The organism is Arthrobacter sp. Leaf69 (genome assembly GCF_001422645.1).
Lineage (GTDB): Bacteria > Actinomycetota > Actinomycetes > Actinomycetales > Micrococcaceae > Arthrobacter.
The window spans coordinates 296,902-319,894 of sequence record NZ_LMLR01000013.1; the positions used below are offsets into that span (position 1 = coordinate 296,902).

The 22,993-nt window shown below is 62.6% G+C and carries 19 protein-coding genes; 9 read left to right on the plus strand and 10 right to left on the minus strand.

The features are described 5' to 3' along the window. Nucleotides 1–81 precede the first annotated feature (81 nt). Nucleotides 82–1,404 carry an NADH:flavin oxidoreductase gene (locus tag ASE96_RS14280; RefSeq protein ID WP_056431703.1) on the minus strand — a complete coding sequence of 441 codons (1,323 nt, stop codon included), beginning with the start codon at nt 1,402–1,404 and terminating at the stop codon, nt 82–84. Between the two features lie 322 nt (nt 1,405–1,726). Between ASE96_RS14280 and ASE96_RS14285 the strand changes: the two genes are divergently transcribed. Genes ASE96_RS14285 through ASE96_RS14300 form a run of 4 tightly spaced genes read left to right on the plus strand, consistent with a single transcriptional unit; the run spans nt 1,727 to nt 5,089 of the window. Further along, nucleotides 1,727–2,713 (plus strand): ABC transporter substrate-binding protein, encoded by a 987-nt coding sequence (locus tag ASE96_RS14285; protein ID WP_082492753.1) that lies wholly within the window; start codon nt 1,727–1,729, stop codon nt 2,711–2,713. A gap of 49 nt (nt 2,714–2,762) precedes the next feature. Next, nucleotides 2,763–3,518, plus strand: a complete 756-nt coding sequence (locus tag ASE96_RS14290) for an ABC transporter permease (RefSeq protein ID WP_056431709.1) — start codon at nt 2,763–2,765, stop codon at nt 3,516–3,518. Continuing rightward, entirely contained in the window at nt 3,485–4,276 is a 792-nt protein-coding gene (locus ASE96_RS14295; RefSeq protein ID WP_082492755.1) for an ABC transporter permease, read from the plus strand. The genes ASE96_RS14290 and ASE96_RS14295 overlap by 34 nt, the downstream gene beginning before the upstream one ends. A gap of 12 nt (nt 4,277–4,288) precedes the next feature. Further along, nucleotides 4,289–5,089, plus strand: a complete 801-nt coding sequence (locus tag ASE96_RS14300) for an ABC transporter ATP-binding protein (protein WP_056431716.1) — start codon at nt 4,289–4,291, stop codon at nt 5,087–5,089. Nucleotides 5,090–5,273: 184 nt separating this feature from the next. Here ASE96_RS14300 and ASE96_RS14305 read toward each other — a convergent pair whose 3' ends face one another. Both ASE96_RS14305 and ASE96_RS14310 read right to left on the minus strand, forming a co-directional pair. Then, a complete protein-coding gene (locus tag ASE96_RS14305) occupies nt 5,274–6,362 on the minus strand; it encodes a hypothetical protein (RefSeq protein WP_156367612.1) in 1,089 nt (362 codons plus the stop codon). 654 nt (nt 6,363–7,016) lie between these two features. Further along, nucleotides 7,017–8,000: a hypothetical protein gene (locus tag ASE96_RS14310; RefSeq protein ID WP_235500259.1), complete on the minus strand. Its 984-nt coding sequence runs from the start codon at nt 7,998–8,000 to the stop codon at nt 7,017–7,019. 241 nt (nt 8,001–8,241) lie between these two features. Between ASE96_RS14310 and ASE96_RS14315 the strand changes: the two genes are divergently transcribed. Next, nucleotides 8,242–8,940, plus strand: a complete 699-nt coding sequence (locus ASE96_RS14315) for a DUF5677 domain-containing protein (RefSeq protein WP_156367613.1) — start codon at nt 8,242–8,244, stop codon at nt 8,938–8,940. Between the two features lie 325 nt (nt 8,941–9,265). Here ASE96_RS14315 and ASE96_RS19230 read toward each other — a convergent pair whose 3' ends face one another. The 5 genes from ASE96_RS19230 to ASE96_RS14335 form a co-directional block, all read right to left on the minus strand. Then, on the minus strand, nt 9,266–9,526 hold the full coding sequence (locus ASE96_RS19230) for a hypothetical protein (RefSeq protein WP_156367614.1): 261 nt from the start codon (nt 9,524–9,526) through the stop codon (nt 9,266–9,268). Between the two features lie 460 nt (nt 9,527–9,986). Beyond that, on the minus strand, nt 9,987–11,267 hold the full coding sequence (locus ASE96_RS14320) for an FAD-dependent oxidoreductase (protein ID WP_056431730.1): 1,281 nt from the start codon (nt 11,265–11,267) through the stop codon (nt 9,987–9,989). Nucleotides 11,268–11,424: 157 nt separating this feature from the next. Beyond that, nucleotides 11,425–12,453 (minus strand): ABC transporter permease, encoded by a 1,029-nt coding sequence (locus tag ASE96_RS14325; RefSeq protein ID WP_056431733.1) that lies wholly within the window; start codon nt 12,451–12,453, stop codon nt 11,425–11,427. Further along, on the minus strand, nt 12,450–13,409 hold the full coding sequence (locus ASE96_RS14330; protein WP_056431735.1) for an ABC transporter permease: 960 nt from the start codon (nt 13,407–13,409) through the stop codon (nt 12,450–12,452). The genes ASE96_RS14325 and ASE96_RS14330 overlap by 4 nt, the downstream gene beginning before the upstream one ends. Further along, on the minus strand, nt 13,406–14,914 hold the full coding sequence (locus ASE96_RS14335; RefSeq protein WP_056431737.1) for a sugar ABC transporter ATP-binding protein: 1,509 nt from the start codon (nt 14,912–14,914) through the stop codon (nt 13,406–13,408). The genes ASE96_RS14330 and ASE96_RS14335 overlap by 4 nt, the downstream gene beginning before the upstream one ends. Nucleotides 14,915–15,041: 127 nt before the next feature. Here ASE96_RS14335 and ASE96_RS14340 point away from each other — a divergent pair, with 127 nt between their 5' ends. Beyond that, nucleotides 15,042–16,298 carry a substrate-binding domain-containing protein gene (locus ASE96_RS14340; protein WP_056431740.1) on the plus strand — a complete coding sequence of 419 codons (1,257 nt, stop codon included), beginning with the start codon at nt 15,042–15,044 and terminating at the stop codon, nt 16,296–16,298. A 507-nt stretch (nt 16,299–16,805) separates the two neighbouring features. On the opposite strand, the gene ASE96_RS14345 is transcribed toward ASE96_RS14340, so the two are convergent. Next, on the minus strand, nt 16,806–17,825 hold the full coding sequence (locus tag ASE96_RS14345) for a dihydrodipicolinate synthase family protein (protein WP_056431743.1): 1,020 nt from the start codon (nt 17,823–17,825) through the stop codon (nt 16,806–16,808). A 27-nt stretch (nt 17,826–17,852) separates the two neighbouring features. Further along, nucleotides 17,853–18,866, minus strand: a complete 1,014-nt coding sequence (locus ASE96_RS14350) for an ornithine cyclodeaminase family protein (RefSeq protein WP_056431746.1) — start codon at nt 18,864–18,866, stop codon at nt 17,853–17,855. Nucleotides 18,867–19,011: 145 nt separating this feature from the next. On the opposite strand from ASE96_RS14350, the gene ASE96_RS14355 reads away from it, so the two are divergent. The 3 genes from ASE96_RS14355 to ASE96_RS14365 all read left to right on the plus strand — a co-directional run bounded on the left by ASE96_RS14355 (nt 19,012) and on the right by ASE96_RS14365 (nt 22,979). Then, on the plus strand, nt 19,012–20,388 hold the full coding sequence (locus tag ASE96_RS14355; RefSeq protein WP_056431749.1) for an aldehyde dehydrogenase family protein: 1,377 nt from the start codon (nt 19,012–19,014) through the stop codon (nt 20,386–20,388). Between the two features lie 105 nt (nt 20,389–20,493). Continuing rightward, nucleotides 20,494–21,999 (plus strand): bifunctional 3-(3-hydroxy-phenyl)propionate/3-hydroxycinnamic acid hydroxylase, encoded by a 1,506-nt coding sequence (locus tag ASE96_RS14360; RefSeq protein ID WP_056431750.1) that lies wholly within the window; start codon nt 20,494–20,496, stop codon nt 21,997–21,999. A gap of 41 nt (nt 22,000–22,040) precedes the next feature. After that, entirely contained in the window at nt 22,041–22,979 is a 939-nt protein-coding gene (locus ASE96_RS14365) for a VOC family protein (RefSeq protein WP_028276572.1), read from the plus strand. Nucleotides 22,980–22,993 lie beyond the last annotated feature (14 nt).

The following is a 22,993-nucleotide window of genomic DNA, read 5'->3' on the forward strand; positions in this document are numbered from 1 at the left end:
AGTCCGGGCACACACATGTTTGTACGAAAGATTGCCGCGCCGGCCCCCCGATGGCGGGTGGGGCCCGGCGCAGAGGAGGTGTCAGCTCTTGGAAGCCTTCGCCGCGCCGGCGGTCGCCAGCTTGTCGGCGATGCCCATGAGGACCGGGGAACCGGTCGCGGCGATCAGCAGGCTCTCCACCGGACGCTTGAGCATAATCGATACGGGTTCCTTTGCCCCCGCGAGAACCGCTTCGCGTCCCATTGCCGGGTTCTTGTGGCACCGCACCGGCACGTTGAAGATCAGGCGGCGCAGGCAAGAGTTGTCGTGATCACACCACACAATCTCATCCTGTCGTCCCTGGAGGACCTTGTTGGGGAATTCCGGATCGGCCAGCATCTGCCGGGCCAGCATGATTCCGTCCGCGAACCCGGCGGTGATGGCGTCTGCACACTGTTGTGGGTCATATGTGCTACTGAGAAGCAACGGAACCTCGGGCATGGCCGCGCGGAATGCCTGTGGCTCTCCGTGCTCCAGGATTGCGCCCGATTCGGAGGTGACGTTGTTGTCCATCGACTCGTAGTTCGCATCGCTCAGGGCGATATATCCAACCCCTTCCTTCTCGATGATCGCGGCGACCTCCGCGAAGCCTTCGGGCCCCTGGCCATCGGGAAGGTGGTCGTTTGTGCTCATCCTCAAGCCCACCGGGTATTCGGTTCCGACCTCGGCGCGAATTGCCCGAATCGTGTCGACGAGGATGCGGGCGCGGTTCGCGGCGCTGCCGCCGTATTCATCAGTCCTCCAGTTGGTGCGGGGTGAGAGGAAGGAGGAATAGAGGTAGCGCATGTGTGCGCCCAGCTCGATGCCGTCGAAGCCGGCCGCCTTGGCACGCCGCACCGCGGCGACGGTTTGCTCCTGGACCTCAAGGATTTCCTCTTTCGTGATCTCCTCCGGCGTCGGGTTCGTTCTGCCGCCTGGAATGTAGAAACCGTGCGGCAGGCGGGGTGCGGCCATGCGGACGGGCTTCGGGCTCGCAGCCCGCGTGGGCCGTCCCTCGCCGGGCACGCCCATGGCGCCGAAACTGGGGAAGATCTGGGCGAATATGGGTACGTTGTGCTCGTGCACGGCATCGACCATGCGCTTCAGGCCCGGAATGAATTCGTCGCCGTCGAAGCGCATCAGGGGCTGGAATGGTGCCTCCTGGTTCCCGCGCTCTGTGGCCACGCCGCCACCGATGATCAGTAGCCCTGCGCCGCCGCGCGCCCGAGTGGTGAGGAACGCAATCGTCTGGTCGCTGGGATGGCCGTCCTTCGTCGGCTGCAGCACCGCCATGGGGCTGAGCACATAGCGGTTCTTGATGGTCAGGCCGTCGATTTTCCAGGGGCTGGAAAGCACCTCGGCGACGGTGGAGGTCTCGGCGGACATTTGTTCTCCTTGGATTGTCAATGGAATCTGGATGAAGTCATTCATCCTTTATCACGTTCGAGTCGTGTCGTATCGTATCGCGCTTGTGCCGTATTTCATATGGATGACCCGAAAGGGCTTGGTTCGCGATACCTGTGCACACCTTCCCTTGGCTAGATCGTCTCGGTGTCACCTCCCGGAATTGCCGCGACGGTGGTTGTTGCAGCGATTTTCGGGCCGCTCGTAACGCTTGAAATGACGATTGACTTCATGACGCGCGTCACATACGGTGCTATACGAACCGATTCGTTTCGAATGTTGCGCTTATCACCTAGGAGTGCCAATGCCCAGACTTTCCCTAAACCTCACCGCGATCTCCGCGCTTTCGGCCGGTGCATTGCTTCTGGCCGGGTGCTCGGCCAGCGGCCCAGGACCGCAGGAATCGGCCGGAGCCCCCGTGGCATTGGCCGTCGGCGTGACGCCGATTGCCAATGCTGCCCACGTCTACATCGCAGAGCAGCAGGGGTTCTTCGAGGACGAGAATCTGGATGTCACCGCCACGACGATTCAGACCGCGGCCACCGCGATTCCCTCCCTGCTCAACAATGAGCTTCAAATGGCGCTCATGACATCCGTCCCCATCGTGACGGCTGCCTCGAAGGGGCTGCCGATCAGGGTCGTTTCCGGCAGCGACCGCTATCCCCTGGATCCGAAGCATGACACGACCGCGCTGGTCGCGGCACCGGGCAGCGGCGTCGGTTCGATGAAAGATCTCTCCGGAAAGACGGTGGCCGTGGTCGGCCTCAAATCGGCACCCGAGTTAGCCCTGCGAGTGCTCCTGAAGGACTCCGGCGTCGACCCCGAGCAGGTGAAAGTCGTCGAGATTGCCTACCCGGACATGGTTCCGGCACTTCAGTCCAAGCGGGTGGACGCAGCGTTCGTCGTCGATCCGTTCCTTTCCAAGGCGCGCGCCGCGGGCCTACAGGTGATCGGGCGACCGTTCACCGACGGGATCGGCGGGATGAGCGCGTTGGAGTGGGTGGCCAGCGATGCGTTCACGAAGTCCAACCCGGACGCCGTCCAGCGATTCACCAAGGCCATGAAGCGTGCCGGGGAGTATGCGAATGAGCATCCCGAGGCAGTGCGCAAGGTCCTCCCGGAATTCACCTCGTTGTCCCCGGAGGCCATTGAGAAGTCCGTGATTCCCACCTACGACACAAAGCTCGGCGTGGAAGACATCCAGGCCTTTGCTGACCTGATGGCCAAGGAAGGATTCATTAATGACGGCTACGACCCGGCAAAGCTCATCTGGACCCCTGCAGGCAGCTGAGGCTCCGAGCAAGCCTCGGCCGCGGAAACCCGCGTTACGGTGGGGGACCATGAACCGGCTGTCCCAGCTGGGCGTCATCGTGCTGGTGCTCGGGGCATGGCAGGTGGCCGCGGCCACCGGGCAGCTCGGTGCCGTGCCCACGCCGCTGGTTGTGGCCGGCGCGGTGCTGGGACTTGTCCTGGACGGCTCTGGTTGGGGACCCCTTGCCGAGACTCTGGCCAGCTGGTTCATCAGCCTGTTGCTGGCGGTGGTCATCGGCGTGATCATCGGGTTTCCACTCGGCGTGAGCCGAGTGACTTACCGGATGTCGGTGGTCACTCTCGATTTCCTGCGGACCATCCCCGCATTGGTCTTTGTCCCGCTGGTTGTCCTGCTCTACGGTGCGGGACTGCAGAGCACGATACTGCTGGCCTTCTTCGGAGCAGTGTGGGCAATGGTCATGCAAACCATCTACGGCGCGCGCGACCTGGACCCCGTGGCCCGGGACACTTTCCGCTCCTTCGGCGTCCGCCGCTGGGACACGGTGACCCGGCTTCTGCTCCCGACGGCACTGCCGTATATGGCCACGGGGGTCCGGCTGGCTGCAGCGATCTGCCTGCTGATTTCGATCAGTGCGCAGATCGTCATCCCCGCGGGCGGATTCGGGGAACAGATCGTGGTCCACCAACTCAGTGGTGCGCTCCCGGAGATGTTTGCCTACATCGTGCTGTGCGGGGTGCTGGGCATGGCCATCGACTCAACGTTCCGCTGGTTCGAACGCAGCGTTCTGGCATGGCATCCGTCGCATCGAAAGGTCAGCTCATGACGCAAAGGATCACACGGTTCCTCCTGCCGGCGATCGTCCCGGCGCTGCTCGTTGCACTGTGGTGGATGGCAAGCGCCGGGAGCACATCGATCTTCTTTCCTCCGCTCGCCAAGATTTGGCAGAGGTTCCACGAGCTGTGGATCTTCGACCTCGTTGGCGAGCACGTGGTGTCCAGTCTCAACTCGGTACTGATCGGCCTCGGTATTTCCATCGTGCTCGGAGTAGGTCTGGGCATCGTGCTCGGGCTGAACGACGCCATCGCCACGGCCGTGGGACCACTGCTCCAGTTCATGCGCTACTTGCCCGCGGTGGCAATGTTGCCACTGGCCATCCAGCTGATGGGCATCGGTCCCGACATGCGCGTGCTGATAGTGGTGCTGGGGGCCCTGTGGCCGGTGCTGCTCAACACCGTCGACGGGGTCAGGGGCGTACACCCCGCGCTGGTGGATGTCGCAAAGTCCAACCGGCTTCGCCCAATCGACTGGGTCGTTCGGGTGGTCGTTCCCAGTGCCTCCCCGCAGATTTTCGCAGGGATCCGGGCGAGCCTCGCGGTTTCGGTCATCCTAATGTTCGCCAGCGAATTGATGGGGGCCTCGCAGGGGATCGGCTATTTCATCTTGGAGACCCAGCGCCAGTTCTCGTTGCCCGAGATGTGGTCAGGCATGATCCTGCTCGGCGTCATCGGCTATTTACTCAATGTCATCCTCTTGCTCGTCGAGCGGTTTGCGCTCGACTGGCACCGCGAATCGCGAAGCTGAAAGCAGGTCCACATGCAATCCATATCGACGCCCATTCTGGAAGCTGACGGGATCGGCAAGTCCTTCGGTGACAACCAGGTCTTGTCCGACGTCACCTTCTCAGTGGCGAAAGGTCAATTCGTCTGCATCGTGGGTCCCTCAGGCACGGGAAAGACCACGCTGCTGCGCGCCTTGTCGGGGCTGGGGCCCGCGAACAGCGGAGAAGTGAGGGTCAACGGGCGCGTAGTTGTGCAGCCACCTGCGGAACTTGCGGTCGTGTTCCAGGACTACAGCAGGTCCCTCATGCCCTGGATGAAGGTGGGCAAGAATGTCGAGCTGCCGCTGCGGCGGCTCGGACTCTCGCGCGAGGAACGCCGGAAACGTGTGGAACAGGCGCTGCGCGATGTGGACCTTGGACATGCCGAGGAGCTGTATCCGTGGCAAATGTCAGGCGGCATGCAACAGCGCGCGGCGATTGCCCGGTCCCTGGCCTATCGCCCCGAGATCCTGATCATGGACGAGCCGTTCGCCTCCGTTGATGCACAGACCCGGGCGGACCTCGAGGACCTGATGCTCGATATCCGCGACCGTCTAGGAGTCTCGATCGTCCTGGTGACACACGACATCGAGGAAGCGGTGTATCTCGGAGACAAGGTCATTGTCTTATCGGGCCGGCCGGCCTCCGTGGCCGCCTCGGTCGAAATCCCGCTGGGCACCGGCCGCGACCAGATCGAGACCAAGTCCCGTCCGGCGTACCTTGAGCTTCGGGCCGAGATCCACCGGATGATCATGAGGAAGTCCGACACCGTGGCGCCCCAAAGGGCGCCCCGGTGACCTCCATGGCGCTGCCTGGTTCTCCTTGAAAAGGTATGGGCACTTGGAGCCGACAGGTTGTCGAAGGCCCGGGCGATTCGGGGAACTGACAAAGGCTCTCTCGCAATTCCACGCCCGGAGAGACAAGTCCCAATGAGCGTCGTCCTTTCCAAAACAGTCAGTGGCAGGAACAGCTAGAGGCGTATCAGCGCTTGCGCTTGCGAGGAGATTTACCGTTGGGCGCCACGGCTGAGGTAGGCACCGTCGGAGCAGGGTGAAGGAGTGTCTGCACTACAGACCGCGGCGGTTTGCCTGTGCTGGCGAAAAGTTCACTTGGCATCGGCGAGTAGTCATAGTCGTAGCTTGTTTCTGTGTTTGGGTATGCCACGACCTGCGACATCTGCCAGAGTGATCGCACGATGCTAATACCCACTTGGCTGATGCCGAGGTTGGTGGCCGGATCAGAATTATCCGTCCGCAAAATCAAGCCAGGCACCGTCCCCTTCGCGCCCCGCTCTTGCAGCACGTAAGTGACTGATTCTGCGTTAATTGTTGCCGCAACCGCGCTCCTCTCGGCCGGGTTGAGATCTTTACGTTGCTGGTCGGCCAGATGCAGTGCAGTGTTGAGGTCATCCCGAGGAGCGAGGGTGGCGCCGTGCTTAAGCTGGTTGTTGCCTTGGGCCCCGTTGAAGTGTGTTTCTGAGTAGAACCGGGCGAAGAACGCCAACCATGCGGTCAGGAAGTCGATGTGCCTCCGCGAGTCTCGCTTCGACTGTTCAGATTTATCTTGTTGAAGCCCGCTCGGAATCATCACGCCTGCCACGGCATGCCTCGCCGCCGGGCTCAGCAACGATTTGATCGGCTCACGAAGATCCGCAGACTGGCGCATGTTGATGAGCGTAGTCATCGGGCTTTTCCCGGCCACTCTTTCCTGGCCTGCCACGAAGAGGCGGAGTGCAGTCTCGATTACGTGCTGCATCAACGCATACGACTCAACTGAGGCCATTGTTCTGCTGTTGAGAGTCGTGCCTGGCGGCACGTCCAGAGCGATCTTCTTATTTGTCAGAACGGCTTGAAATTGCCCGAAGAGAGATGCCTCATCATCACGGTCCCATTTGACCGAATCTGGGTTGAGGTCGGCCATGGCAATAATTCCCCAGAGCCGGCGTTCGAAGTATTCTGCAGGATCTACACGGTAATAGTGGTCGTTTAGAGCGTCCTCTACTGCCCTAGAAGTCGCTGGCGGTGCCTCTGCCTCAATCTGATGAATGTTCAAGGGGTTGTTCAGCGTCATGAAGCCAAGCTACCCGACACTGTGGCTGTCTCCCGGAGAGACAGTCGAAAAGGACGGTTGTCTGGTGAGCCAGCGCTGACGGTCCAGGACGTTTGATACGGCCAGCAGCCCGATCATCGCTGTCCGAAATGATCCGCTGTCCAGTGGTTGTCGTAGAACCCCGAACTCCTGGACAGATGTCAGCGCGTGGTCATCCGGACCGCCAACGAGCTCGGGGCCACCGAGCCGAAGGGTCCATCGCCCCGGCAATGTCTCTGCGTGGTCGTCTGCGGCCGGAACATTCCACGGCCTGATTCTGAACTCGACGGGAACCTCGGGGCGGGCTGTTTGAACGGTGTTCACTAGGGACGTTCCATCAAGGAGCAGTTTGCGAATCAGCGGGGCGATGCCGAGCAGCTCGTAACGGCTCCGCGTGCTCGGTCCGTTACTCCGCTGTCGGACATCGGCAATGGTCTCAACGAACAGCCATTCGGCCAGCATCATCTGAATGCCTATATCTCGCGCCAAGCCGCCCCATTCAGAATTCGTGTTGAGATAGATATGCAGAGACTATCGCCAGGTCACCACCCGGCACGTCGCCACCGTGGGCCGGCGATCATGCACTACCTCGGCAGCTGATGGTCAAGAAAGACGAGCACGGCCGGGATGAGTGTGTCAGTTGAAGGAACCAGCGCTGACGACTACTAAGCCGGCCAACTTGGTTGTGTCGAGTCCAACAGGTGAATCCCCGTTGAGAACGTTGAGGACGTATCCCGGCGGAGTTCGACGCAGCCCCCGCAGTATTTGAAGAAAGTAAGGGGCGGAGAGATGTCCCCGGTCGAGTGGTAGCGACTCGAACACAAAATCCTCACTGATCTGATCAGTCAGGTTCTCTTCCATAAGATCGAATTGCAAAGATCGCCTTTCCCTCGCCTTGGACACGAGCTGTTTTGCCACCGCCTGGGGGACACCGGCCGCTTCGGAGGTCATGAATTCCTTCAACTCCGGTGTAAGTCCGTAAGTCCATTTCTGTGCACGAGGCGTTTCAGTGTCCGCTTGTGGATCCGCGAGACTCTCCATTGGGATCGATTGCTCATAGGCAACCTTCGGGTCTGTTCCTATACCGTCGGCCAGTACGGACGGGTAGAACGAAACCGATTTACGGATGCAACGGTCACACTGCTCATAGTCGGAAGGATGGTTCTTCACACCGCATCCAACGGGCTTCCTGTAGTTCGGAGAACCAAGATAAAGCGCGTAGCTCGGCGCTACCTGGAGGACATCTGCCGTTGCATGTAGATCTTGCCACTGCTTCCCCGACTTATATCCAAAGTCGATGAGCCATTCCTCGTTCTTGTCCTTCTTCAGTCGCTTGGCTTGCACGAGCATGCCGAAGGATGCGCCGTCGTCGCCAACCCACCACCACAACCAGTCAGCACCCATACCCGCTCCGTGCTCTTTCAATCGCTTATCGCCCCCCTCTTGAGGCCTGGTGAAAGGAACGACCTTCACCAACGGGGGGACCTCGACGAGCATGGTGTTGGTGATGGTCTCTTCATCCCAGCCCAAACCGGAAGTCTCACCTTTGACCATGAATTGATATGCAGCATTTCGTGCTTGCTCAAGGACTTGCTGGAGGGTGGGGCTGGGGTTAGTCACCTTGTAATGATGACAGTTGCCACCACCGACCGGACGTGGCACTGCGTACCTTTGGTGCACCAGTGGGCAACGACCGCAGTGGATCCGTCCATGAACGCACGTTGGTCGGTGAAGGTGCCCTATTCGCAAACGGTCAAAAACGACCGTTTCCCCTCCGCACACGTATCTGAAATGCTCCGGTACGCTGAAGAGCCGTCCGAACTACGGTCGCCGACGGCAACGAAAAGTGGCGGGAGCACTTGTGGAACGAAAGCAGGATAGCCGGGCAATTCTGGTGGATGCCCTGGCCGCCTATAAAGCAGCTGACCTAACGCAAATTCGCATCCGGGCCAGCGCGGGCAGCGATATTTCGAGCGAGATAGCCTACAGCTGGTTCAAGCACATGCTGAGAACGTCGGAGGCCATCTTGACATTGGCCGATGCCGATTTTGATACTGAAATTGCGCCTCTTCGACGATCGCTGATGGAACACTGCACGGCCATGTTTTGGCTGACTCGCTCACCTGAGAAAACCGTGAACAGCTTGTTCAAGGCCTATCAACAAACGCTCCGGAAGATCGAAATGGCCACCGCAGGTAAGTGGGACATCAACTACGACCTACTCCGGGCCATGGTCGAGGCCGAGATGCCGCCAAACGATGAAAACAATCTCCTATCGTTCAAGGCACTGACGGACGCAGAAGAGGCGCAGGCCACCTATGCAGCGTGGCTGCAGGAAACGGCGTTTAGCCATGCCGGCTGGTCTACGGGGAGGCTTTACGTCAAGCACGACGGTACAAGGCTGCAACTTCCTGATTCGGATGTCCGGGACAGCTACCGCGTGACCGCCATGTACCTGCTGTTCGCAGCGGATCGCCTCATTGACTATTGGGAAAATCCGCCGATTCTGCTGCAACAGTCGCATCCGGCCTTGATCACCAGATTGTTTCCTGGGCATTGATGGTGTCAAGGGGTGCGGTGAGGGAAGACATCTACTGATGCTCACTGCTCGTCATCTTAGATCTCTACTTACAGCCTCCAAAGCCAGTATTGTGCGTGCATGCGCGAGAGTGTTCCTTGCAGGGCCCCCGGACTTCCTTGAGAGCAATGCTTTGGCCAGTGCCGGATCCGGACCGACAGGGGGATCAGGTCCGGATCCGGCACCGGCTGCCGGTAGTAACCGGCGAAACGGATGCTGGGGCAACACCGGCAGGGGGGACAGCGCCGATACTGCCTTTGGCGGAGGCATCCGTCTCCGACGACGCTGTTCCAAGCGCCGCCAGGTCTCAATGAACTGTGGGGTAGGGCGCTTTTCCTTGGAGCGTTTCCGGTTCTTCCCGTTCATAGGTCATGCCGTACGGAACCTCAGGACTGACGGTGACGGTATACGTATCGTGGCTGTGTCGGGTAATGAGCACTCCGTGTCGTCGGCCGGATATGGCCAGGGATTTGATGGCTTCGTGGGCGGTGTCCAACTGGTCCTGGAGAGTATTCCAGCCGGTTCCTGCAGGAGCTTTAAGAGCGATTTTATGGATGTGGTTTGTCATGGATCGTTGTTTGCGGGGGTAGGGACTTGAAGGCAAGGGTTCCCGCCAAGTGCCTTGGCGCCAATGACGGCGTGCCGATAACCGCAGGTATGTGCGGACACGTGTCTCGATGAAGCTTTCTAACGGGACATTCACGAGCCCTCGTGGAACATGAATTCCGTCGCGCTGGGCCATTCACAGGCATGCATAAGTTCTCGCTCATCTTTGTCGCGGTGTGCGACCGGCCCGTGGGTACCATCGGGCCGGCCTCGACAGGGAAGCGGACCGCATCACCCGCTACATGAGGAGCGCTACATCGGCCAGGGGGATTCTGACGGCATGGAGACTACATCGAATTACCTGCATGGAATCCTCATACATGGCAGGTCGGACTCTAACCTTCAACCGGGATGGGCTGCTGCTCGGATCAGCTGATATCTACGCCCATATGCCTTCTAACATAAATCGACCTCGACGCGTGTCATGAGCGGGGCGATCGTTCAACTGAGTCTTGCCCAGATAGGGGCCGCTTGTTGACGGCTGTAGGCGGAGCGTCCTCAATAGACGGCAACTGTTTGATGATGTGCTGTGGGACAGCGTCGCCTTGACTCTTTTGGAGAAACCTAGTGTGGTCAAAGATGAAATCACGAATTGGGCGGACGAACGCGGGCGCATGATGAAAGATCTTGCCGGTGAAGTAGGCCTGCTGGCTCACCTTTGAAGTATGCGGTTTCCGATTCTCTTCAAAGGCCTGCAGCGCTGATGAGAGCGCCGCAGTGTTTGTCCCATTGACGTCGGCCAGGAATCGTCCAAGCAAGTAGCCGTCTTCGATGGACATCCCAGCGCCGTAGGCAGCGTAAGGGGAAGTAGGATGCGCCGCATCACCGACCAGTGTCACGCGCCCTTTCGACCACTGTTTCATGGGGACCCGGTCGACGATCTCCCACCGGTGAGTGTCTTCTGGTGCCGTGCGCTTGATAAATGACGGCAACGGCTCATCGAAATGCCCTGCCCGTTCCAGCGCGTAAGCACGAATATCACGCTCGATGAACGGCGTTTGGGGGACCCATTTCTCCAAGACCCACCACTCATATCCGTTACGACCTTCGTGTCGAATGGGAGTGTACGAGCCCTGCACGGTTCGATCGTGTGCAAAGACACCTCTCGTGCCGATTGACTCATCAGTGAGGAACCATCCACCCATAAGGTGGAGTCCGTGGTAGCGCTTCGGTGAGTCCCCCCACAACTCTTTCCGAACCGTGGAGTCGATGCCATCGGCGCCCACAAGCAGATCAACGGTAACGGCGTCATGGCCATCGAATTTCACCTGAACGGAGTCGCCGTTGTCGGTGAATCCCTTGAATTTGTGTGAAAGCTGGAGGACTCCCTCTGGGAGGGCATCAATCATCCGTTTGTACAGCCCCCATCGGATGAGCCCGATAAATCCGCCGTTGTATTCCTTGGCGACATCCTCAGGCATACGGAACTCAGCACGAATGCGGCCGTCGTAGCGGCGCAACTGGGTGAATGCTGGTGCACCCAGGTCGGCTGTATCGACTCCAAGCGCGCGCAATGCTTTCTGCGGTGTCGGCCAGAGATTCAGGATATTTCCAGCAGCCTTCACTTCTGGATAGCGCTCGTAGAGGCGAACGTCCCATCCGCGCTGATGCAGTCCGAGAGCAGCTGCAAGTCCGGCTGGACCTGCCCCGACGATAGCCGCCGTGGGCTTCTTGTTCGTCGATGTCATGAGCGTCTTCTCCATTCCAAGTCGTATATTTTCGGCGCTGGGGTTAGATGAAACCAGCTTGCTGAGTTGTGGTAAGAGGTTATTTGGGCCGCCGTTGTTGCGTCAGGGCTCGAAGCGGAATTAGGGAGCTGCAGTGTGGCAGGCTGCCCGGGAAGTGGATGAGCGCCGGAACTCAGAACCTGTCGCGGACGTGGCGTTCCCGCCCGTACAGCGAAACCACTGCAAGGATGATGATTCCGAAAATGATGCGGCTCTGTGCCTCGGAGAGTCCGTTGCTCACGATGATCGTGGACAAAAGGGTGAGGGTGAGTGCGCCGAGCAGCGTCCGCGTGTAGCTGCCGCGGATCGAGCCAAAGATGGTGCCTCCAACCAGGACGGCGGCCAGGCCCGAGAACAGATACGGCTCCCCGATGGTTTGCGACCATCCCGAGCCGTAGGAAGCAATGAAGATGCCTGCGATCCCGGCCAGGGCGCCCGAGGCGGCAAAAACCAGGGTCCACACAGCGGAGGTGCGAATCCTCGTCAGCCGGGCGGCCCGGAAATTGACTCCCGTGGCATGGAAGCGACGTCCGGCCGCGGTGCGGTTGAGGAAAATCCACATGCCCACCCCGCAGAGGAGCACGATCAGGATGATCGGCGGGAATGGCATGCCGAAGGTGGTTCCCCGCAAACTCGCCAAAGAACGGAGCGCCTGCGGCGGGGCTGAGGAATAGTCGCCGTCGGCGAGGAAGAGCGTCGCGCCCGTCAGTGCCGCACCGGTGCCCAACGTGACGACCAGTGGCTGGACCGCGAAGCGGTGGCAGATCCAGCCGATCAGGGCACCGATGCCGCCGCAGACCAGGACCGTGATCAGCGCGGCGACAACCGCCGGCACCGCGAGCTTGCCCGCGACGTTCGCCGCCATAAAGGCGCCGAAGAGGATGTAACCCGGCGCAGCCAGGTCCAGTCCTCCCAGGATCACCACGAGCGTCTGGCCCATTGCTGCCAGGGCCAGCAAGGACGTAATGACCAGTATCGAGGTGACGGACCTGGGGTTTGCGATGGCCGGTATGGTGACCACCAGCCAGGCCGCCAGGGCCAGGACGACGAGGACCTGCAACGCCGGTACCTCGAAGACCCAGGCCCTGAACCTGGTCCAGGCCTCCTGCCGGGCGGTTGGTGCGTGGGATGCTTCCGCGGGGGACAGGGTGTCACTGGTCATGATGGGTTCCTCTTCAAACGGGGGGCCAGCAGCGTCGCGCCCAGCACGACGCCGACGACGAGGACGGCGCCGTAGGCGAATTGGATGAGGCTGGGGGCCACGCCCGAGGCGGTGAGCAATTGCTGCAGGAGATAAATGGAGACCGCTCCGAAGAGTGCGCCCAACAGGCCACCGCGGCCTCCGGCCAGGCTGGTTCCGCCCAGGACTGCGGCGGCGAGCCCCAGTAGTGCATAGGTGGAGGCTAGCGAAGACTGCGATGACTGCACGAGTGCGGTCAGCGCAATTCCGGCGATCCCGGCAAACAGGCCGCCGAGGGTGTAGGCCAGGATCCGGATCGCCTTGATGTTCACACCGGAACCGTAGGCGGAGACATCGCTCTCGCCGGTGGCCAGGAGGTTGCTGACAAAGGCCGTGCGGCGCAGCGCGAACCAGGTCAGCCCGGCGACGCCAATCGTGATGAGGGCACCAGGGACGATGCCGATGCCCCCGGCGAAGACCTCCGTCCAGTTGTCAGGGGCGGCCACCGGGTTCTGGGCGATGGTCAGCGACAGGCCAACGAGCAGGAACAGCATCCCGGTGGTCGCGACAACCGGGTGCAGGCGGACGACGGCGACCAGGATTCCGTTCAGGGCTCCGATCCCGGCGGCCACCGCCAGGATGATGGGTGCCGCGAGGTGCCAGTCTCCCAGCCCAGCGGGAATGAGGATTGCGACGAACAGGCAGTTGATGAACGTGGCCAGTGGGCCGACCGAAATGTCGATGCCACCCGCCAGGATCGAGGGCGTGGAGGCGAATCCCACCAGCACGAAGGGCGCCAGGGTGGCCAGAGTGCCGGGGAGGCGAGCGGGGGAGAGGAAGGACGGTGAGACGATCAGGTTCAGCACCAGCAGCATCAGTGCGAGCAGGAAGGCAAAGGCGAAAGGCCAGCGCTGGAACATGGTCAGGACGCGGTTCATGTGTGCACCTCTGATTTCTGGCCGAAGTATGCGGCGACGATGGACTCGGTGGAGAGCTCGAAATGGGGGATCTGGGCAAACACGGATTGGTCGCGGAAGATCAGGACGCGGTCAGCGAGGTCGACGAGCTCGTCGACCTCGCTGGAGAGGATCACGACGCTCATGCCTTCGGCGCTAAGCAGGTGCAGGATTGCGTAGATCTCCCGCTTGGTCCCGATGTCGACCCCTCTGGTGGGGTCATTAAGCAGCAGGACCTTGGGGTCAGTGGCAAGCCAGCGCGCCAGCAGCACCTTCTGCTGGTTACCGCCGGACAGGGTGGAAATGGCGTCGTGCGCGGCGCCGAAGCGCAGGGACAGGGAGCGGGCGAAGGCATCGAACCGGCGGGCCATGCTGCGGGTGTCCAGCAGCCCGCCGCGACGGTCCTTGCCCAGGGTCGGCAGCGCGAAGTTTTCGCGGATCGACATGGACTCGAACAGCGACTCGCCGCGTCGTTCGCGCGGCAGGTAGGCGACCCCCAGGGCATCCCCGTTGCGCTCGGTAAGCTCCGCGGCGCCCTCGGGGAGGAGGCGGACGACGCTGCCGGGCCCACCGGCCACACCGGCCAGGCGCTTGATGAACTGGTCCTGTCCGTGGCCCTCGAGCCCCGCGAGGCCTACAATCTCGCCAGCGCGCAGCTCGAAGTCGATGGGTGTCGAGGCGGGCGCAAGGCGGACGGCCGCTCCCTGAAGGATGGTGTCCCCGGCATCATGCGGTTGCCGCCGTGTCTCGGCGTGGCCGGAGCTTCCGGTCATGTCCGCGATCAGCCGGTTGATGGACAGATCCGACCTCTCCATGGTGGAGACGCTGCGCCCGGACCGCAGGACGGTGACCCGGTCCGAGATCTCCGAGACCTCGTCCATGCGGTGCGAGATGAACAGGATGGCGGTCCCCTCGGCTGCGAGCCGGCGCATCTCGACGAAGAGCCGATCGCGGGAGCTGACATCCAGGGAGGCTGTCGACTCGTCGAGGATGAGAACCTTGGGCTTGCGCACGAGTGCGCGGGCAATGCAGAGGGCCTGCCGCTCGGAGAGCGAGAGCTGCCCGGCCGGAAGATCCAGCGGAATCGCGCCGGCAATGCGCGTCAGGACGTCCTGCGCGATTGATCGCTGCGCGGCGCGGCCCAGCCGGCGACGAAACGTTCCGTGGGACCCGAGCCAGACATTCTCGAGGACTGATTGGCTCCCTGCGGTGAGGACTTCCTGGAACACCGTCGCAATCCCTAGGTCCATGGCCGCTCGGGGCGATCGGCTAGTTACGGGGACGCCGTCCAATGTGACGGTGCCGGAATCCGGGCGGTGGACGCCTCCCATGATCTTGACGAGGGTACTCTTCCCGGACCCGTTTTCGCCCAGAAGCGTGTGGATCTCGCCCGGCCGGAGGTGGAGGTCGCCGTCGATGAGGGCGCGGGTGGCACCGAAGCGCTTGCTCACCCCGGCGAGCACCAGTCCGGATGGTTGGTTGTTCACGGCGGATCTCCTTTGAATGGCCGAAAAATGTGGTGCAGGTCATATTCGAAACTAGACGAATCGTACCGTATGCATCTACTCTTATGCCATACGATACGAATCGTTCATTTTGCAAGGAGATCAATCAATGACGAAGACCTCTTTCCCCCGTTTTACGACTGTTGGCGCCGCGATTCTGGGGGCCGGAACCCTCGTTCTGACTGGCTGTTCGGCGTCGGCGCCAGCGACCCCGGGCTCCGCCGGAGGGGCCACACCCGGTCCGGCGTCGTCGGCGGCCGCCGGGACCTGCGGGTCGCTGCCGACGGGTACGGCGAACGATCCGAACGGTCTGCTGGCCGGTTTACCCAAGGAGATCGCCGCGGGCTACAACCTCTACCCCTACGAGATCCGGAAGTCGGCATGGGCCGACTACAAGTCGAAGAAGACTGACGGTTTCACGGCCGCGATTGTGGGCATGCCACCTGCCAGCCCGTTCATAGCCTCCATGTCGGAGGCGATCCGCTCGAGCCTCAAGGCCAATGGTGTCAAGATTGTCGGCGACTTCGCCCCGGATGACCCGTCGAACGTGCCCCTGCAGCTCCAGCAGTTCAACGAAGCGCTCTCGCTCAAGCCGGACGTGATCATCTACACCGCCATCGCACCGGAGCCTTCCGTGGACCTGGCCAAGGCCGCCCATGACGCTGGCATCCCGCTGGTCGCCGCCCAGATTCCGATCGATTCCGAATACGCCGTCAGCGTCACGAGGAACACCCCGCTGGCCGTCGCCCAGGTCACCGCCGGGACAGTGGGAGCACTCGGGGGCAAGGGGACCGTCCTGCGCGTCGAGGGCATCCCGGGGATCCCTGCCTCGACCTTCGCGAACCTGGGCATCGATGCTGTCCTGGACAACTGCCCGGACGTCAAGGTCACCGGGTCGGTCACGGGCTTCTTTCAGCCGGCAAAGGCCCAGGCGGAGGTCCAGAAGTTCCTGGCGACCAACCCTGCCGGGGTTGACGCCGTTCTCCAGGCCGGAACGATGGGCGTAGGCATCCGCAACGCCTTTGAGGAATCAGGCATGGACGTGCCGCCGATCGCGGACGACGGATCGAGCCACGGCTTCTCCTCCTGGGCGCTGGCTAACCCGGACTACCCGTTCTTCGGCACCACGACCCCGTCTGTGCGCACCGGTGAGGCAGTGGTCGACGTGGCGCTGCGCATCCTGAAGGGCGAGGGCCCGAAGATCAACCAGATTGTTGAACCCTCGGTGGTCGTCTCCCGGGAGAACCTTGCTAAGGTCGCGGACCGCTCGTGGGACCACAATGACCTGACCGACTTGGCCGGCGCCCCGGAGGACTACCTGCCCACCGATCGCCTCAATCAGTTCTTCTCACAGCCCGGCGCATAGGGATGGCGCGAGCCACAAACTCGAGAGATGGATCCTCCGACGGGTCTGTCGATGGGGGTGCCGGGACGAACGACGGGCCGTGAGCGGTTCAATGCGTTCTTCGGAGCCTCCCGGCGCCTGACGCGAAAGCGAGTGCGCAACCGTCACCGGGCTCGAACTGGAACTAAGGGCCCCTTCCACCGGGTGGATGTCGAATGACATCCACTGTGGAAGGGGCCCTTCCCTTGCTCTGCACCGCGCCTGCCCTCGCCGGATCGCGATCCCAAGGTCCGGGCGCGATTGATCGGCCGGCCAAGAGTTGCCCGCCGCAGGAGGCCGGAACAAGCCCCCAGATGCTTTGTGCTGCCAGTCAGGCAAGCCGCTGCCGTGGTTCCGACTGCGGTTCGGGAGCAGCATCTTCTCCGGCACCGTCTGTCACACGCAAAAAAGCCCCTTGGAACACCGACCCAGCATGTAGATTCAGGTTTCCAAGGGGCTTTCCGATGCCGGCACGCGGCCGGGCAAGGCTTAGGCGCTGACGCGTCCGCGTAAGAATTCGGAGTCCGGGGAATCGGTGACGGGCAGTCCCGAGGCTTGCAGGCTTGCGCGCAGCTGCTTCATGAAGCGGTCGGGAAGTCTGACTGCCGGCGGGCGCAGGGCGCCGCCGTTGAAGCCGGAGAGCCACTCCTGGTACTTCCACTGGGTGCGGTTGATGGAGCTGGTGCCCGGGGTGGAAGTGGACGATACAGCCATATTGGCGGCCCGGGCCGGCTGGACCTCCCAGTAGCGCTCCATAGCCTCCTCCCACTTGCCGGTGCGCGCCAGCTCGAAGGCCTTGGGGTAGTAGTCGCCCATCCAGTTCGTGTTCGCGGTGCCGGAGAACTGGACGTCCAAGACCGACATGAGGGGGATTATTTCGGCCTCGATGGGGCAGGAGATCACTACTTCATCGCGGAAGTGGTGGTACATCTCCATGACCCCCGGGATGCCCGGGTAGCCCTGTTCGGCCTTGATGGCGACGATGCTCGGCATCGCGTCAAGGACGCGGCGCACGAAGTCAACGCTCATACCTGCAGGGTGGATTCGCTCGAAGCCCCAGGCCGGCAGGGGGAACAGCATGGTGGCCAGGTCGGTTTCGTCGGTGAACCGCTTCGTGTAGTCGAACACCTCGTCGTAGGAGGTCGGCCAGAACGATGAGGGGTATGCCAGCAGGGCTCGGTCGGCGCCGGCCTTAGTGGCCAGGTTTGCCGCGTGGATGTTCTCCTCCAAGGTGCCGAAGATGGCATGGAAAAAGAGTCCGAAGTCCTCTCCGGCCGCCTCGCGGGCCACCTCGGTGATTCGGGCGTTCTCCTCCGGGGTGATGTTCGCTTCGGCGATCAGCAGCGAACCCTTGTATCCGCGCTCCTTGAGCAGGAGGATGTCGTGGCGGATCGCATTTTCGTTGATGCCGGAGAAATCCGGGGTGAAGGATGGGTGCGTCACTGCGACGGTGCCTACGAAGTTCTCCCGGGCCCAGGAGCGGGCCTCGGATTTGGTGTATTCCACCATGTTGTTCTCCTTTTGTCTGTGAGGGGTCTATTTGCGGCTGGTGACGATGCCGACGGGCAGGACGGTGCCGATGCCCTCGGCACGGGCGCGGGTGACGAGCATCTCGGCAACAACGATGTCCTGCAGGCCGGAACCGGTCGACTTGTAGATCCGGATCCCGTGCTCCGCGTCGATGGCGGTTTCGCCGGACAGGACGGCATTGAGTGTGACAACGAGCGGATCGACATCTACTCCGAGTGCCCGGGCCGCGATCATGTCCCCGCTGCCGTGGACGACCTCGTCGCGGGTATCCACCACGACGACTGCGGCGCGGGCGATAAGCTCCGCCGGCAGCTCGCGCTGGGCGGGGGTCGTGGAACCGATGGAAACCACCGCGGAGTTCGGGCCGACCCATTCGGCCAGCAGCGTCGGGGACTCGTCGCGGGAGCGCGCCGCGCACAGGATGAGATCCGCGCCTTCCGCGGCCTCGCGGGCCGAGCTGACAGCTCGTGCGGGCGCGCCGAACGTGCCGTCGAACTCGCGGGCAAAGGCCTCGCGGTTGGCTGGGGTCGGGCTGAACACACGGATGTCGGCGAACTCAAGCAGGTGGGAAAAGGCGGTCAGGTGCGAACGCGCCTCAAAGCCGGAGCCGATCACACCGACGATCAGCGGCCGTTGCGGCACGATCGTGGAGGTGCCCACCGCAGTGGTAGCGGCGGTGCGCAGGCCGGTGACGCGGTTTCCGTCCACCAGCGCCACCAGGTCCGCGGTGTCTTTGTTGAAGAGCGAAATCAAATAGCTGACGCGCAGGCCATCCGCGAAGGACCCGGCGATTGACTTCGCGCCGAACAGACTGCCGCTGGGCGGCACCGATGGCATGATCCGCAACCATTCGCGAGGTGTCTGGGCGAAGATTCTTCCCGGGGTGCTCGCTTCGTCTTCGGGGGCCTTGTAGGCGGCACGGATGGCCTCGATCGCCCTCGGCCAGTCCGAAAGGCTGGCCACATCGGCGTCGGTGAGAAAGAGTGGAAGATTGACAGGCAACTCGCCATTGGTGCTCACGTGGGCACTCCTTGGATGTCGGGCAGCCGGTCCACGGGCTGCGGGCGTGGGTGGATCCATAATGGGAACTCAAATAGTATCCGATACGAATCGTATCCTATATAGTCGTGATCGAGAACACGTCTCAAGGAAGAGGACCCCACCCATGGCAATCGCAACCGTCAACCCGACCACCGGTTCGACCGAAATGATCATTGAGCCGCATACGGCCGAGGAAGTCCAGGAGCGCATCGCGGAAGCCACCGAAGCGGCGCGGCTGCTGCGCGGCACAACCTTTGACGAGCGAGCGCAGTGGATGCTCGCTGCGGCGGACGCCCTGGAGGACCAAGCGGAGGGCTTGGGCGCATTAATCACCGTCGAGATGGGCAAGCCGATTGCGCAATCAGTCGCCGAGGTGCACAAGTGCGTCAAGGCCATGCGATTCTATGCCGGGCATGCCGAGGAGTTCCTGGCCGATGCCCCGCTCAAGGACCCGTCGGTGGTCGGTGCGAGCCGTGCGTGGACGCGCTACGAGCCGCTGGGCACCGTCTTGGCGGTCATGCCTTGGAACTACCCGCTCTGGCAGGTCATCCGGTTTGCTGCCCCGGCGCTCATGGCGGGCAACTCCGGCCTGCTCAAGCATGCATCGAACGTGCCCCAGGCCGCACTCTTCCTCGACACGCTCTTTGAGCGGGCAGGGTTCCCGCTCGGCTCGTTCCGCACCCTGCTGATCGGCGGCTCCGAGGTGGCCGCAGTCCTGGCCGATGAGAGGGTCAAGGCGGTGACCTTGACGGGTTCCGAGCCGGCGGGGCGCTCCGTAGCCTCCATTGCCGCGGACCACGTGAAGAAGTCCGTGCTGGAACTGGGCGGGTCGGACCCTTTTATTGTCATGCCATCGGCGGACGTCTCCGCCGCGGCGGCGACCGCTGTTCGTGCGCGGATCAGCAACAACGGCCAGTCCTGCATCGCCGGCAAGCGCTTCATCGTCCACACCGAGGTCTATGACGCGTTCGCCGCCGAATTCGTGCAGCTGATGTCGGAGCTTTCGGTCGGGGATCCGCTGGATCCCGCGACCCAGGTGGGGCCGCTGGCCACCCTGTCCGGACGCGACGAGCTGGCCGAGCTGGTGGAGGACGCCCGCGCCCTGGGCGCCCAGGTGTTGACCGGCGGGACGATTCCCGAGGGCCCCGGCTTCTTCTATGCCCCCACGGTGCTCGCGCGCCTCAGTGAAGGGATGCGAATCATCCAGGAGGAGACCTTCGGGCCCGTCGCATCGCTTTACCGTGCCCAGGATCGTGAGGACGCCCTGCGGATCGCCAACCAGACCACCTTCGGTCTTTCCAGTGCGGTCTGGACCAACGACGCCCATGAGGAGGAATGGTTCACGGGCAACCTTGACGCCGGCGCGGTGTTCATCAACGGCATGACGGTCTCTTACCAGGAGCTGCCGTTCGGCGGGATCAAGCGCTCCGGATTCGGGCGTGAGCTCGCCGCTGACGGCATCCGGGAATTCTGCAACCTCAAGACTGTTTGGAAGGCCTGAGGGAAGGGCTCGACGCGAACCCAAGCCCACCCGGGCCCTTGTGTGCGCGAGTGACGCGTGTTACATTCTATTCGAAACGATACGTACTGAACCTGAAGGAGCGAGATGGCAAACGTCGTCAATGTTGACGTGGTGGTGGTCGGGGGAGGACCCGTGGGGGTCACTGCCCTGGCGTTGCTGGGCCGCGCCGGCCTGAGCGCCGTAGGCGTCGAACGCGAGGTCCAGGCATGGCCCACCGCGCGTGCCGTGCACTTCGATGGCGAGACCTTCCGCACGCTCCAGTCGCTGGGCGTGGCCGAGCGCTTTGCCGAGGCCACGTTGCCGATGGCCTCGTTCCACATCGAGAACGAGGAGCGCGAAGTCCTGGTGTCGGTGCCGACCGGTCAGCTCGGCACCCAGGGTTGGCACGATGACCTCACCTTCCACCAGCCGGACATCGAGGTCCTGCTGCAGGAGGTCGTCGAGGAACTGCCCGGTGTCGAGCTGCGCCGCGGCATGACCGTGCTCTCGGTACGCAACGCCGAAGAGGGCGTCGAGGTTGCGGTGCGTGACGCGGACGGTGCGGAGTCCCTTATTCGCGCCCGTTGGGCCATCGCCGCGGACGGCGCCCGCTCGCAGAGCCGCAAGGCACTGAACATCGAGACCGAAAAACTGGGCGAGGATGCGCAGTGGCTGGTCGCGGACGGGATCCTTGAAGACAGCCCGGGCCTGTCGTCCGACATGATCTTCCTGGGCCACCACACACGGCCCGCCCTGTGGATCCGCCTCCCCGGCAAGCGGGTGCGGATGGAGTTCATGTTGATGCCGGGGGACGAGCCTGAGGTAATTGCGACCCCCGCGGGCGTTGAGCGGATCAGCCACGGCGTGCTGCCGGCAGACAAGTTCACCGCGGACAGGCTGGCGACCTACACGTTCCGGGGACGCATTTCCCGACAGTGGCGTGCCGGGAACATCTTCTTGGCAGGCGACGCCGCACACCAGGCCCCTCCGCTCTTTGGGCAGGGCCTGTGCGCCGGATTGCGCGATGTTGCCAACCTGGTGTGGAAGCTCGACGCCGTCAAGCGCGGCGCGGCCGATGATTCTCTCCTTGACACCTATGAATCCGAGCGCCTGCCGCACGCTCGGTTCTGGGTCGAGCAGGCGGTCAACGCGGCCAGCTTCCTGCAGACCACCGACGCCGAGGTCGCCAAGCAGCGTGATGCCTTCATCAGGGCGAACCCGGCGGCGTCGGCACCCGTTGCACCCCCGCTGGGACCGGGCCTCCACGAGGGTGGCACCGACGAACGTGCCGGACGCCTGAGCATTCAGCCGATCCTCGCCGACGGGGTGCGCCTGGATGACATGGTGGATTCCCGCTTCCTGGTGGCAACCACCCCCGAGCTCTACGCCGGGCTCCCGGCCCCGCTGCGCAACCAGTTGGAGGAAAACGACGACGTTGTGGTGCTCTTCGATCCGGCCAAGGTCGGCCAGATACTTGAGGCCGCCGGTGCCCGGTTGGTCGTCGTTCGTCCGGATCGCTACATCCTGGGCCTCGGCGACACCCCCGAGGCCCTGGAACGCCTCATCGGCAGCATTCCGCAGGTCGGCCGCAACGTGCCGGCACCCATCTAAACCCACATCCGCGTCTAACAGACAGAACACAGGAGACCATCATGGCATTCAGCCCGATCACACACCTGAGGCATTTCGACATCGCGGTGCCCGACTACCAGAAGCAGGTCGAGTTCTACAAGAACCACTGGGGACTCACCGAAATGGAGAACGACGGCGGCGTGACCTACTTCGCCGCCGAGGGCTCCCCTGAACAGTATTCGGTCCGCGTGCGCAAGGCCGAGGAGAAGCGCCTTGACATGGTCGCGTTCGGCGCGGCGGACAAGGCCTCGGTAGACCAACTCGCCTCGGACCTCATTGCCAAGGGCGTGAAACTCATTGGGGAACCCGATGACGTCCAGACCCTCGGCGGGGGATACGGCTTCCGCTTCTTCGACCTGGAGGGACGCACCATCGAGGTCTCCTCCGACGTCGAGGTGCGCAAGCACCGCAAGATCGAGGAACGCGAGGCCATCCCGGTGCGGCTCTCCCACGTGGTCCTCAACTCCCCGGAACCGGAAAAGATGCGCGCCTGGTACGAGCAGCACCTGGGCTTCCGTCTCTCCGACACCCTGAACCACCCGCACATGGGCGACCTCTTCTACTTCATGCGCTGCAATGCGCAGCACCACTCCATAGCGATCTCCCGCGGCCCGCATGCCTCGTTGCAGCACGCGTCCTTCGAGCTGCGCGGCATCGACGAGTACATGCGCGGCAGCGGCAAGCTGCTGCGTTCGGGGTTCAAGAAGATCTGGGGCCCTGGCCGCCATAAGGCAGGGGACAACACCTTCACCTATTTCCACGATCCCAACGGGAACACCATGGAGTACACCACCGAGCTGGATTCGGTGGATGAGGATACGTGGCATCCAAGCATCTTTGACACGCGCGACCCCGAGACCTCCGACCAATGGGGAACCGGCGGCGACATGGACGAATTTATCGCCCGTGAAATGTTCAACGACCGCGACAAGGGCCTGTTCGTCCCGCCTCCGGTATAGCTGCACCAGACGAT